16 protein-coding genes are annotated in these 11805 nt (G+C 71.2%); 10 read left to right on the forward strand and 6 right to left on the reverse strand.

Annotated elements, in window-relative coordinates:
* On the forward strand, window positions 1–947 hold a 947-nt coding region (sthA, locus tag C1I95_RS26800; protein ID WP_111217872.1), incomplete at its 5' end, for a Si-specific NAD(P)(+) transhydrogenase.
* A 283-nt stretch (window positions 948–1230) separates the two neighbouring features.
* Here sthA and C1I95_RS36605 read toward each other — a convergent pair.
* On the reverse strand, window positions 1231–1404 hold the full coding sequence (locus C1I95_RS36605; RefSeq protein ID WP_233513903.1) for a hypothetical protein: 174 nt from the start codon (window positions 1402–1404) through the stop codon (window positions 1231–1233).
* 41 nt (window positions 1405–1445) lie between these two features.
* On the opposite strand from C1I95_RS36605, the gene C1I95_RS36610 reads away from it, so the two are divergent.
* On the forward strand, window positions 1446–1958 hold the full coding sequence (locus tag C1I95_RS36610; RefSeq protein WP_233513904.1) for a hypothetical protein: 513 nt from the start codon (window positions 1446–1448) through the stop codon (window positions 1956–1958).
* Here C1I95_RS36610 and C1I95_RS26810 read toward each other — a convergent pair.
* On the reverse strand, window positions 1907–2755 hold the full coding sequence (locus tag C1I95_RS26810; RefSeq protein WP_111217873.1) for a DUF4253 domain-containing protein: 849 nt from the start codon (window positions 2753–2755) through the stop codon (window positions 1907–1909). The genes C1I95_RS36610 and C1I95_RS26810 overlap by 52 nt on opposite strands.
* 120 nt (window positions 2756–2875) lie before the next feature.
* Between C1I95_RS26810 and C1I95_RS26815 the strand changes: the two genes are divergently transcribed.
* From C1I95_RS26815 to prfH, 5 genes are all read left to right on the forward strand, one after another.
* Complete coding sequence (locus tag C1I95_RS26815) at window positions 2876–3442, forward strand: DUF4291 domain-containing protein (RefSeq protein ID WP_438941342.1); 567 nt, start codon at window positions 2876–2878, stop codon at window positions 3440–3442.
* A gap of 106 nt (window positions 3443–3548) precedes the next feature.
* Complete coding sequence (locus tag C1I95_RS36615; protein WP_233513905.1) at window positions 3549–3983, forward strand: hypothetical protein; 435 nt, start codon at window positions 3549–3551, stop codon at window positions 3981–3983.
* Window positions 3984–4056: 73 nt separating this feature from the next.
* Window positions 4057–4212: a hypothetical protein gene (locus C1I95_RS36620; RefSeq protein ID WP_233513906.1), complete on the forward strand. Its 156-nt coding sequence runs from the start codon at window positions 4057–4059 to the stop codon at window positions 4210–4212.
* A 209-nt stretch (window positions 4213–4421) separates the two neighbouring features.
* On the forward strand, window positions 4422–5609 hold the full coding sequence (locus C1I95_RS26825) for an RNA ligase RtcB family protein (protein WP_111217875.1): 1188 nt from the start codon (window positions 4422–4424) through the stop codon (window positions 5607–5609).
* Window positions 5606–6271: a peptide chain release factor H gene (prfH, locus tag C1I95_RS26830; protein WP_111217876.1), complete on the forward strand. Its 666-nt coding sequence runs from the start codon at window positions 5606–5608 to the stop codon at window positions 6269–6271. The genes C1I95_RS26825 and prfH overlap by 4 nt, the downstream gene beginning before the upstream one ends.
* Window positions 6272–6360: 89 nt before the next feature.
* On the opposite strand, the gene C1I95_RS26835 is transcribed toward prfH, so the two are convergent.
* The 3 genes from C1I95_RS26835 to C1I95_RS26845 form a co-directional block, all read right to left on the reverse strand.
* Window positions 6361–7152, reverse strand: coding sequence for an SIR2 family NAD-dependent protein deacylase (locus tag C1I95_RS26835; protein ID WP_111217878.1), 792 nt, complete (start codon window positions 7150–7152; stop codon window positions 6361–6363).
* 156 nt (window positions 7153–7308) lie between these two features.
* Entirely contained in the window at window positions 7309–7806 is a 498-nt protein-coding gene (locus C1I95_RS26840; RefSeq protein ID WP_111217890.1) for a DinB family protein, read from the reverse strand.
* A 105-nt stretch (window positions 7807–7911) separates the two neighbouring features.
* Window positions 7912–8145: a hypothetical protein gene (locus tag C1I95_RS26845; protein WP_111217880.1), complete on the reverse strand. Its 234-nt coding sequence runs from the start codon at window positions 8143–8145 to the stop codon at window positions 7912–7914.
* Window positions 8146–8309: 164 nt separating this feature from the next.
* Between C1I95_RS26845 and C1I95_RS35425 the strand changes: the two genes are divergently transcribed.
* Genes C1I95_RS35425 through C1I95_RS26860 form a run of 3 tightly spaced genes read left to right on the forward strand, consistent with a single transcriptional unit; the run spans window position 8310 to window position 9916 of the window.
* A complete protein-coding gene (locus C1I95_RS35425) occupies window positions 8310–8477 on the forward strand; it encodes a hypothetical protein (protein ID WP_158566481.1) in 168 nt (55 codons plus the stop codon).
* 58 nt (window positions 8478–8535) lie between these two features.
* Window positions 8536–9324 (forward strand): methyltransferase domain-containing protein, encoded by a 789-nt coding sequence (locus tag C1I95_RS26855; RefSeq protein ID WP_111217884.1) that lies wholly within the window; start codon window positions 8536–8538, stop codon window positions 9322–9324.
* A gap of 58 nt (window positions 9325–9382) precedes the next feature.
* On the forward strand, window positions 9383–9916 hold the full coding sequence (locus tag C1I95_RS26860; protein WP_111217886.1) for a GNAT family N-acetyltransferase: 534 nt from the start codon (window positions 9383–9385) through the stop codon (window positions 9914–9916).
* A 55-nt stretch (window positions 9917–9971) separates the two neighbouring features.
* Here C1I95_RS26860 and C1I95_RS26865 read toward each other — a convergent pair whose 3' ends face one another.
* Window positions 9972–11348: a glycosyl hydrolase family 18 protein gene (locus C1I95_RS26865; RefSeq protein ID WP_111217888.1), complete on the reverse strand. Its 1377-nt coding sequence runs from the start codon at window positions 11346–11348 to the stop codon at window positions 9972–9974.
* Between the last annotated feature and the right edge of the window lie 457 nt (window positions 11349–11805).

The raw sequence follows: 11805 nt of genomic DNA on the forward strand, positions 1-11805 counted from the left end.
GCGTCGACTTCGACGAGCGGACCATCGTGGACTCCGACGGGGTCATCCACCTCCAGGCGGTACCCCGCAGCATGGTCGTGGTCGGCGCCGGCGTGATCGGCATGGAGTACGCCTCCATGTTCGCCGCGCTCGGCACCAAGGTGACCGTGGTGGAACGCCGCGAGCGGATGCTCGACTTCTGCGACGAGGAGGTCGTCGAGTCGCTCAAGTACCACCTGCGCGACCTGTCCGTGACGTTCCGCTTCGGCGAGGAGGTCGCCGCGGTGGAGAGACACCAGACGGCGGCGTTGTGCATCCTGAAGAGCGGGAAGAAGATCGTCGCGGACACCGTCATGTACTCGGCCGGTCGCCAGGGTCAGACCGACGGCCTGGCCCTGGACGCCGCCGGTCTGTCCGCGGACCGACGCGGCCGGATCGAGGTGGACGCGAACTACCGCACCGCGGTGGAGAACATCTACGCGGTCGGTGACGTGATCGGCTTCCCGGCGTTGGCGTCCACGTCGATGGAGCAGGGCCGGCTGGCCGCGCAGCACGCCTGCGGCGAGCCGGCCCGGGCGATGCACGGGTTGCAGCCGATCGGCATCTACACGATTCCGGAGATCAGCTTCGTCGGGAAGACCGAGGAGGAGCTGACCGACAGCTCGACGCCGTTCGAGGTGGGCATCGCGCGCTACCGCGAGCTGGCCCGCGGCCAGATCGTGGGTGACTCGTACGGATTGTTGAAGCTGCTCGTCTCGCCGGACGACGGCCGGCTGCTCGGCGTACACGTCTTCGGCACCGGCGCCACCGAGATCGTCCATATCGGACAGGCGGTGATGGGCTGCGGCGGCACGGTCGACTACCTGGTCGACGCGGTGTTCAACTACCCGACCCTGGCCGAGGCGTACAAGGTGGCCGCGCTGGACGCCGCCAACAAGATCCGCAACATCACTCGGATCGACGGCTGAGCCGGCTCAGCCGGCAGCACCGACGGCGCTCTGCCGGGTTCCGCACCGTCACGACCATGGCCGGCGGGTGCGGCGGTGCCGATAAGCTGTCAGCCCCTCGGGTAGTGCAGGGCAGGTGCATGGCTGGTCGTCCGTACCGCATCCCGCGGCCACTGGTGGCCGTCGTCCGCCTGATCTGCGCCGCCGCGTTGCTGGCCGGGTGTTCGGTGGCCGACCCGGCCGGGCCCACCCAGTTGCGGGTGCTCCAGCTGAACCTCTGCAACAGCGGCATGGCCACCGGCTGCTACACCGGCCGGGCGGTCGCCCGGGCCGCCGAGGTGATCCGCACCGAGACGCCCGACGTGGTCACCCTCAACGAGATCTGCTCCGGCGACGTGGACGAGCTGGAGCGGGTGCTGACGGAGGTGCACGGCGGCACCGTGGTCGCGGCCTTCCAGCCGGCTCGCAACGGCCGCAACGGCGCCCCCCTACCGCTGCCTCAACGGGCAGCAGTACGGCGTGGGCGTGCTGGCGCACATCCCGGCGCCGTACCGCGGTCACGAGGTGCACCGCGGGATCTACCCGGCGCAGGACCCGGCGGATCCCGAGCAACGGGCCTGGCTCTGCGTCGACGCCACCACCGTCTTCTACGCGTGCACCACGCACCTGGCGTACACCAGCGCGACTCTGGCACTCGCCCAGTGCGGGCACCTGCTCGGCACGGCCATCCCGGAGCTGCATCGCCGCACCCGCTACCAGCCCACCATGGTCAGCGGCGACCTCAACCTCCGGCACGGCGGCTCACCCGACGTGCGGTCCTGCGTCCCGGCTGACTACCTGCACCGGCACGACGGCGGGGTGCAGCAGTTCATGGCCACGGCCGACGTCACGATCCGGTCCAGCAGGTCGATCGGCATGGCCGGCACGACCGACCACTCAGGATTCCTGGTCACCCTCACGATTGCGGGTACGCCGGACCGTCAGTCCCACCAGAACGCCCAGGTCGGGGCGTCGATGAGGCGGTCGGCGTAGCCGGCGAGCGTGCACGGGCGTTGCCCCTGCCAGATGTTGTCCGGGCAGAAGGCGAAGTGCTCGGCAGCCACCCGCAACGCCTCGTCGGTGCCCGACGGCGGCGCGGCGACGCTGAGGTACAGCTCGGCGAAGCCGACGCCGATCACCCGGGCCCCGAACCGGTCCTCCCAGCTGCGCAGCACGGCCCCCCGCTCGGCGGGCTCACCGGTGTAGTTGACCGCGCCCTGCCAGCCGGCGACGGCCAGCACGTCACTGCCCCGGTCCACGGCGACCAGCCCGAGGCGCATCGCGGGTTGGGCCTGTGACAGCTGCTCGGCCCAGTGGTCCGCATGCTGCTCCGGCGCCACCCGCGGCCGGACCGCGGCGGCCAGTCCCGGCCAGTCCCGGCCGTACGGGGCGGTGACCGCCAACCGCTCCTCCCCGGACAGTTGATCGTCCTCATCGGTCTGCGTGTAGCCGGCCCACCAGCCGGCGAGCAGGCGCTCGGGATCGTGCTGGCCGGGCGCGGACGTGTCGTCCGGCCACACCTCGCCCTCATCCCATGGGCGCGCGGCGTCCCCGTGGTAGCTGTCCAGCAGCAACGGCCACAGCCCGGAACGCTGGTGCACCGCGTGCAACTGCGACCACAGCCCGGCCGGCGCCGGACCGTCACTCACCCACAGCGCAGGCCGCTCACCGGCACCCTCCGCACCGCGTACCGTCCGCCCGGGCGGCAGGGACACGGACAACGAACGCTGGCCCGGATCCCCGTCCGGGAACAACTCCAACAGCTCGACCGGCAACACGTTCGGCGACATCACGAGGCGTGAGGATAGCGGTCAGGACGGACATTCGCCGCCGTACGCCACGCCGCACCGTTCCGCCCCGCGGTGAAACCAGGATGACGATGTAGCGCGACACTGGCTAACGTGCCCGGCGTGAGCACCACTCCGGCCCGCCAGATCAGGGCCCTGTACGACGCGGAGACGATCACCGTCTACCAGGCGTACTCCCCACACATCGCCGAGGCGGCCGTCGCCGCCGGACGCTTCGCGGCCGGGTTCAAACGGGACCGGATGACCTGGATCAAGCCGTCGTTTCTCTGGATGATGTACCGCAGTGGCTGGGCCACCAAGCAGGGGCAGGAACGGGTACTGGCGATCCGGATCCGGCGGGACGGTTTCGCCTGGGCGCTCGCCAACAGCGCGGCGAGCAGCTACGACCCCGACGTGCACGCCACCCGGGACGAGTGGAAGCGGTCGCTGCGGGCACCGGTACGCGTCCAGTGGGATCCCGAACGCGACCTCCACCTGCGGCCGCTGCCCTATCGCGCCATCCAGATCGGGTTGTCCGGCTCGGCGGTGCCTCGCTTCGTGGACGAGTGGATCGTCGGCATCGAGGACATCACCGCCACTTGTCGCGAAATCCACCAACTGATGCGCGCCGGCGACCTGGCGCCGGCGGCGAGCCGGCTTCCGGCCGAGCGTCCGTACGCCACGCCGTGAGCTGATCCCACCCCTGCCCGGCGCTCGCTGCCGACCGAGTCTGGTCGCCGACCGCCCGGAGTAGGTCATGATCGGTGGGGCGTGTGGTGGCAGAAAGGGGGGCGGCGTGGCGAACGTGCCGGACAGCGTGCGGATGCCGGGGCAGGTCTGGGGACTGGCGGCCGCCGACCCGGCCGGCCCGATCTACGTGACCAGTTACGCGGGCCGCAGCCGCAGCGCCGAGAACCTCTACAGCACGGTGCTCACCGCCGTCGACCTGACCGGAGCCAGGATCTGGCAGCGCACCTTCACCGGCCACCCGTTCCCGCCGCGCGTCGACGCGAACGGCACCATCTGGGTGACCCACCACGGTGTGGGTCGACCTGGCGACGGCCCGAATCGCCCCGCCCTCACCGCAGTCAATGCCGACGGTACGACGCTACGTACGGTGACCCCTCAGCACGAGACACCCGAGTACATGGGACGACGGACCGGCCCTCACCGGCTACTACACCACGTATCCAGCTCTGGACGCCGACGGCACCACCGTCTTCTGGCGTGACGGAACGCTGTTGACCATCGACTCGGACCTGCACCAGCACGAACTCTTCAGCCGCGGGGACGACCAAGCCGTCATGAGCAGAATGCTCCTGCTCGACGGAGGCACGATCGCGTTCGCGCTCGACGACGAGCTGCTCATCCTTCGCGGCACCGGACTGGCAGCGCTCGCCGCCGGACCCTGGCCCTGCGAGGACGCCGGCATCCGCGGAAATCCGGTCATCCCGGCCTGACACGCCGCGCCTCGCGGGTCCCTGCGGCTCGCCCCACGGCACGCCGACCGGACGACCCTGCGCCGAAAGTCGCTTGCTGCGGCGGATCGGCTCCGGGAAGGTGGGCTCATGACGTTCTGACGGACAGCGCCCACGTTGCACCGGCACCAGGGGTGCCCATTCACGCCGTAGTTCCGTCCGCCCTGTCTTCCCACCAGTGGAGAACGTCCTTGTCTCAGCCGCCCCTTCCGCGTGTCGGCCTGCCCGGATCCACCTCGGCCACGGTAACCGTGTTCGCCTCTCCCGCCAGCTGGATCGAATCCGACGCCGTCGCGCAGTGCCGCCAGGTGGCGGCCCTCGACGGCATGGTCCACGTCGCCGCCATGCCGGACCTGCACCCCGGCAAGGGCGCCCCGATCGGCGCCGCAATGGCGTCGACCGTGCTGTACCCGTTCCTGGTCGGCTCCGACATCGGCTGCGGCATCGCGGTGTTCCCGATCAGGCTCAGGCGGGCCGTACCCGAAAGGCTCGCCGCCCGGTTCCCCGACCTCGACCGCCCGCTGGACCCGGAGCGGGACGCCGACGACCCGGCCTGGGCCGTCGTGGCGGGTGACATTCCCGCCGGTCATCTCGACGGGCTCGGGACCGTCGGCCGGGGTAACCACTTCGTCGAGCTGGCCCGGATCGAGACCGTGTTCGAGCCGGGCCACGCGAGCCGGCTCGGGCTCACCGCCGGCGACCTCGTCCTCGTCGTCCACAGTGGTTCCCGAGGACTGGGCGAGCGGATCCTGCGGGCTCACACCGCGCTGCACGGCGCCGGTCCCGCTGCCGACCCGGCCGCCTACCTGGCAATGCACGACGACGCCGTGCGCTGGGGATCGCTCAACCGCCGGCTGCTCGCGGCCCGGGTCGCCCACGCCCTCGGCGCCGAGCCGACCGAGCCGGTCGTCGACCAGTGTCACAACCTGGTCGAGGTCCACGACGGGGTCTACCTGCACCGCAAGGGGGCGGCACCGGGTGACCGCCGCGACGTGCTCGTCGCCGGCACGCGTGGTACACCGTCCTATCTGGTGGCCGCGCATGCCGGGCCGGAGGCCAACCATTCGGTGGCGCACGGCGCGGGTCGCAAAATGTCGCGCGCCGACGCGCTGCGCCGAGGTCGGGCCAAGCACACCGTCGAGGAACTGCGCCGTACGCCGGTGGGGTCGCTGGTGGTGTGCGGCGACCGCCAACTGCTCTTCGAGGAGGCACCGTCGGCCTACAAGCGCATCGAGCAGGTGATCGCCGACCTCGTCGCGCACGACCTGGCGACGCCGGTGGCCACCACGGTTCCCCTGGTCACGTACAAGACGCCCGACGTCGGCTCGACGGCGCAACGGGACCGCCGGGACGACCGCCGTGGACGGGGCCGTCGGTGAGCGTCCACCTGCTCATGTCGGCCGGGCGGGGCCCGCAGGAGTGTGCCTGGGCGCTCGGCCGGCTGCTGTGCCGCCTGGAGGCCGACGCCGTCCGGCACCGGCTACGCACCCGTCGGGTCGAGACCGTGTCCGGTGACCGGCCCGACACCTACCGGTCGGTGCTGGTCGAGATTGCCGGACCCGACGCTGCGTCGTTCGCCGCCTCGTGGACCGGAACGCTGTGCTGGCAGGCGGCCAGCCCCTACCGGACGAGCACCGGCCGGAAGAACTGGTACGTCACCGCCCGACCCGTTCGGGTCGACACTCCGCGTACCGTGTTCTCCGAGGCGGACGTCGACATGGTCGCCTGCCGCACCGGCGGTCCCGGCGGGCAGCACCGGAACAAGGCCAGCACGGCGGTACGGGCGACGCACCGCCCGTCGGGGATCGTCGTGGTGGTCGACACCGAGCGGCAGTTCAGCCTCAACCGGCGCATTGCGCTGCGGCTGCTGCGACAGCGCATCGAGCGCGACGACGAGGCACTGGCGCACGCCGCCGCCACCGCTCGCTGGCACGTCCACGACGAGCTGGTACGCGGCAACCCCACCCGGGTCGAGCGTCCGGAAACGTCGGACCAGCACCCGGCCGGGACGAGGTCGCCACGCCAGCAGCGGCGTCGTTGACGGGCACGCCCGCCAGGCGGTACGCCCCGGCGGGCCACCGCAGCCGCCGACCCGACTGCCTCGCCGGGCCGATTCCACCAGCCGGCTGGTCAGCCAGACCGCGGCGGCTGATCGGCGTCGCCCCAGGCGGCCTGCACGAGGGCGGGTAGCACCTGGGCTGCCGGGCCACGCAGGTTCACGTCGGCCACCGCGTCCAGCGGCGTCGGCTGCGGGTTGATCTGGATCACCGTGGCGCCGAGCCGGGCGGCTACCTGAGGGATCTCGGCGGCCGGATACACCAGGCCCGAGGTGCCCACGGTCAACAGCAGGTCGCAGGAGGCGGCCTCCTCGGCGGCCGTCTCCAACGCCGGCTGCGGCAGCGCCTCACCGAACCAGACCACGCCCGGCCGGACGGGTGCCGAGCAGTACGCGCATCGGGGCGGTGGTGTTCGCCGGCCCTCGCCCGGCTCCTCGGCTCCGCCTTCCGGCACCGGTGCCGGTTGGGCGCAGGCGGAGCAGCGCGGCGCGAACAGGCTGCCGTGCAGGTGGACCGGGGTGGTCGAACCGGCACGCTCATGCAGGTCGTCGACGTTCTGAGTGATCACGACGGCGTGCGGGGCGCGGGCTTCGATCGCGGCCACGGCCAGGTGGCCCGCGTGCGGCTCAGCCCGCCGGACAACGCAGCGCCGCCACTCGTACCAGCCCCACACCAGGGCCGGGTCGGCACGGAACGCCTCCGGCGTGGCGAGCGCGTGGGCGTCGTACCGCTGCCACAGCCCGGTGAGGGCGTCGCGGAAGGTCGGCACCCCACTCTCGGCGGACATGCCCGCACCGGTGAAGATCACAACTCGGCGGGCCTGTCCGAGCATCGCCGCCGCCTCGGCCGTATCCGACTCCGGCATCTGGCCGTGCTCCTCTCCTGGGCGGGACAATCCTGGTCGACGGCTGTCCGAAGGATCTCGCCGTGCGGGTTGGGCGAACCCGGTGCTCGGCGCCTACCAGTTGTGGGGCGGCGGGGCTGCTACGCCGTGCGGCCGTAGCGCGACGCGCGTCCCGCGTCACTCGGCGAGGAGTTGCTCGCGCAGGATGTCCGCATGCCCGCAGTGCTGGGCGAGTTCCCGCAGCATGTGCAGGTAGACCCAGCGCAGCGGGATCGGGCCACGCCGGTTGCCGGGCAGCAGGTCGTCCAGGTCGAGGGAGGACGTCGCGCGGCGGGACGCCTCGCATGCCTCCCGGTACGCCTGCTGGACGCCGGCGATGGTGTCGGCGTCGTCGAGGACGAACGACTCGTCCGGCGTGGCGGGGATGCCGATCTCGTCGCGCGTCCGGCAGGTCACGGCCTCGTCGAACCACACCTTCTCGACGAACGTCGCGTGCTTCACCAGGCCCAGCAGGGTGGTCCGGGACGGCACCAGCGAACGGCGCGCCTGCTCCTCGGTGAGGCCGTCCAGGCAGCCGTTGAGCTCGGCCCGGTGCTGGTCGAGGAAGACCTCGAACTGGGCCCGGATCGGCTGGTCGATCACGGTCTCGGCGGCGCTCACGGGTAGGGAGGACACCGGCACAGCATCCCAAGGTCGTCTACCGGTGGCAACGGCGACACGGGTGGGACGCCACTCCCGCCGGCCGGCGCCGGTCGGGGGTAGATGCACCGCCCTCGCCGATCATCGCCCCCGGTGATCCTCGCGTCTCCGGACCATCCACCGGATGCCCTGATGGATCAGTACGCCGGCGCCGGCGTTGCCGACAGCGAGTACGGCAGCGGTGAGCAGTCTCGGCTCCACGTCCAGCGCGTCGGTCACCACGAGCAGGACGGGCCACCCCAGGGCGGCCACCACGAGGGTCGACCGCCACCAGCGACCGAACACCAGGCCGAACAGGATCAGGGTGGGGATCACCAGCAGCCCCCTTCGCCACCTCAACCCTACGCCGGCAGCCAGTCGAGAACCGGCCGCATCGGCGGGTCGATCAACCGTCGATGCGGCCGCCGGACAACCCGGGCTCCTACTGCGTCGCGGTGCCGAGCACCCCACTCCTGTGGCACTTCGCGGACCATGTACCGATGACCACCTTCGCGGGCAGTCCGATGACCACGCTGATCGACCTCCCGGTGCGCTACGACCTGGCGGAGAGCACCGCGCCGCCGCTGCGCCTCGGCGAGATCGCCGACCCCGCCGTGCTCGCTGACCTCACCCTCGGCTACGGCACCTCGCGCGGCGACGCCGACTAGCACATGCTGTGAGCAGAACGCCGTGTTCCGCGGTGTTCCGGCCGGCCATGCTGGGGTGATGGACCTGGGTTTCGGTGGCGAGGTGGCTGATTTCTACCAGCGGTACCGGCGTGGCTACCCACCAGCCGTGTTCGAAGCCTTGGCGGAGGCGCACGCGCTGACGCCGGACGACACCGTCATCGATCTCGGCTGCGGTACGGGCCAACTGGCCCTGCCGATCGCGGCACGGGTACGGGCGGTGGTGGGGGTCGATCCCGAGCCCGACATGCTGGTGCTCGCCCGCCGAACGGCCCGGGCGCAGCAGGTCGACAACGTCAGCTGGCTGCTCGGCGCGGACGGCGACGTGCCCGCGCTCGGCGCGCTGCTCGGTGGTGGGACGGTCGGCGCGGTCACCATCGGGCAGGCCCTGCACTGGATGGACCCCGACACCCTGCTCCCCCGGCTCGCACCGCTGTTCCGCAAGGGTGGTGGGGTGGCCGTGGTGACCAACGGGACACCGCTGTGGCTCCAGGACACCGCTTGGTCTCGCGCGCTGCGCGCGGTTCTGGAGCAGTGGCGCGGCGTCGAACTGACTCGGACCTGTGGCACCGATGCCGCCAGCCAGCGGCGGTACCGGGATATTCTCGTCGCCGCCGGCTACGAGGTCGACCAGATTACGGTCGACTACACCGACGAGATGACCCTCGACGAGCTGGTCGGCGGCGTCTACTCGACATTCTCCGTCGACGACCTGCCCGCGCCGGAGCAGCGGTCGGAGCTCACCGAGCGGATTCGCCGCGCGCTGCATCCCGAGACCCGCTTCCGCGAGGACATCCGGGTGACGGTGCTGGTGGGTCGGATCCAGTGACGGTGCTCGACGGTAAGAATGGGCTCGACGTTCGAGGAGTCGGCACTAGCATCGGCGCGTGCCCGATCTGATCGCCCCCACCACCCGGCTGCGGAGTTCCTGGCTCGCGGCGCGTGACGACTGGGGTCACGGCGTCCATCAGGACGGCAGTGGCCTACGGGACGCCGACGAGGTGGACACCGTCGCGGGCTTCGCGGAGTGGGTGACGCGGCTTCGCCGCCAGTCCGACGAGTCGATCCCGGTAGCCGACGGTTGGGTTCATGCGACGTACTGGTGGATCGTCGAGCAGGACACGTATCTCGGCGCGATCTCGCTCCGGCACCGGCTGAACGACTTCCTGCTGCGCGCCGGCGGCCACATCGGCTACGGGTTGCGCCCGTCGGCGCGCGGGCGGGGCCTGGCGAGGTGGGCGCTGGGGGTCGCGCTCGGGCACGCTCAGGCCCGGGGGATCGACCGATGCCTGGTCACCTGCGCGGACCACAACACCGCGTCGGCCCGCACGATCGAACGCAACGGCGGTGTGCTCGAAGACGTACGCGACACCGAGCTGGGCCGCACCCGGCGCTACTGGATCGACCTGCGTACGAGCTGAGGACCAGGCGGCTGGCCCCGTCCACACCGGATCGGCGTGGACGGGGCCGTCAAGGTCAGGCCGGCAGGCGCCAGACCTGGTTGGCGCCGCCGAAGCAGTCCCAGATCTGCAGCCGGGTGCCGTCGGCGGAGCTGTTGCCGGTGGCGTCCAGGCACTTGTTCGAGGCCGGGTTGCGCAGGGTGCCGTTGGACTGGGCCTGCCAGACCTGGGCGCCGGTGCCGTTGCAGTCCCACAGCTGGATCGTGGTGCCGTTGGCCGTGCCGGCACTGGTCACGTCCATGCACTTGCCGAGGGCCCGCAGCGTACTGTCGCTGCTGACGGTCCAGCGCTGCGCGGCGGTGCCGTTGCAGGTGTAGAGCTGGATCGCGGTGCCGTTGGCGGTGCCGGCGGCGGCGACGTCCACGCACTTGCCGGCGATGCCGGTGATCTGGCCGGTCCGGCCGCTCGGCGGCGGCGTACCACCCATGACGGTGTCGTAGATCGCGCTGACCAGCGAGGTCGAGCCGGTGGTGTCCTGGGTGAGTTCCCAGTTCATCATGCCGCCGGCGTTGGCCATCGCCCACTGCGTCTTGCGCTTGACCGTCGGGATGCCGTTGTAGCACTGCTGGGCGCCGCCGACGGTGGTGCAGTCCCGGTTGGCGTTGGCCGGGTCCATGCCGACCAGTTGCGAGTAGGTGTAGTAGCCGGGCCGGCTGTAGAAGGGCACGCCGAGCACGGCCTTGCTGGCCGGCAGGCCGCGGGCCTTCCACCCGTTCACCGCGTTGATCGACCAGTCGTAGTTGGCGTGTGGGCTGCCGCCGTCGTACGCCATGATGTTGAGGAAGTCGACGTAGTTGAAGACCGCGGCCGGTACGCCGTCGCGGTAGTAGCCCTCGGCCACGACGGCGGCGGTGAGCAGCTTGCCCTGTGGGCGCAGCGCGTTGCTGAGCTGCTGCATGAGCAGGCTGAAGTTGTTCGCCGAGGCGCCCGGGTCCGGGTACTCCCAGTCCATGTCGACGCCGTCCAGACCGTACTGGTTGACGAAGCTGACCACGCTGTTGACGAACGTGGTGCGGGTGCCGGCGTTGGCGGCGAGCGCCTCGAAGGCGGAGTCGTCGCCGTTGTTCCAGCCGCCGATCGCGATGGACACCTTGACGTTGTTGGCTCGCCCGAGCGACACCAGCGAGGAGAGCTTGCTCGGGTTCTCCACCGCGCGCAGGGTGCCGTTGCTGTTGGGCAGCACGAAGGCGTAGTTGATGTGGGTGAGCTTGCCGTACTGGACCGTGTTGACGTTGCCGGCCCAGGACGGCATGTAGCCGACGCTCTTGAAGTTGTTCGGCAGGACCACGGCCTGGGCGGCGGTCGGGGTCACGGCGAGGGTCGCGCCGGCGGTGACCAGCGCGAGCAGGCCGGCGGCCAGGGCCGAGCGGGGGCGGGGACGCGGTGCGGACATCGAGGGCCTTCCCGTTGGCAGGTTGCGGCGCCGTGCGGCCACGGCCGGCGCTGGTGGTGCCGCCAGCGCCGGCCGGGCGTACGGGTGGACAGGGTCGGTTTCCTCGAGGCAGCCAAATCTTAAAGAGTGTTAACCGTAGCGGTCAATGACACCACTCGATGAGTTAACGGAGCGTCAACCCGCGCCGACGGAGCGGCAGATCGACCTCGGGCGCAAGCAAGATCACGCTCGATCCACGATCGAGTGGCCTCATCGTCGCGCGGAAGCAACTCGATCCTGGATCGCGCACGACCTCCCGGAGCGCCGCAGGCGAGCACGTGAGCGCCGGTCCGCTGGGTTTACGTAGACCACGTAACATCGATCCACATGGCTGGCTCGCTGCGGCCGTCGCCACTGCCTACGACATGCCGAAGGGTGACTTCCGAGAGTGTCCGCGACCCACCCGTCCCCCCACGCC

Origin of the sequence: Micromonospora craterilacus (genome assembly GCF_003236315.1) — a bacterium.
GTDB classification, from domain to species: Bacteria; Actinomycetota; Actinomycetes; order Mycobacteriales; family Micromonosporaceae; genus Micromonospora; species Micromonospora craterilacus.

Coding starts and splice junctions, on each gene's coding strand:
- C1I95_RS26810 (WP_111217873.1), bottom strand. CDS start 2,755: ATGTCGCCGAACGTGTTGCCGGTCGAGCTGTTGGAGTTGTTCCCGGAC.
- C1I95_RS36620 (WP_233513906.1), top strand. CDS start 4,057: ATGAGCAGAATGCTCCTGCTCGACGGAGGCACGATCGCGTTCGCGCTC.
- C1I95_RS26835 (WP_111217878.1), bottom strand. CDS start 7,152: ATGCCGGAGTCGGATACGGCCGAGGCGGCGGCGATGCTCGGACAGGCC.
- C1I95_RS35425 (WP_158566481.1), top strand. CDS start 8,310: ATGACCACCTTCGCGGGCAGTCCGATGACCACGCTGATCGACCTCCCG.
- C1I95_RS26855 (WP_111217884.1), top strand. CDS start 8,536: ATGGACCTGGGTTTCGGTGGCGAGGTGGCTGATTTCTACCAGCGGTAC.
- C1I95_RS26865 (WP_111217888.1), bottom strand. CDS start 11,348: ATGTCCGCACCGCGTCCCCGCCCCCGCTCGGCCCTGGCCGCCGGCCTG.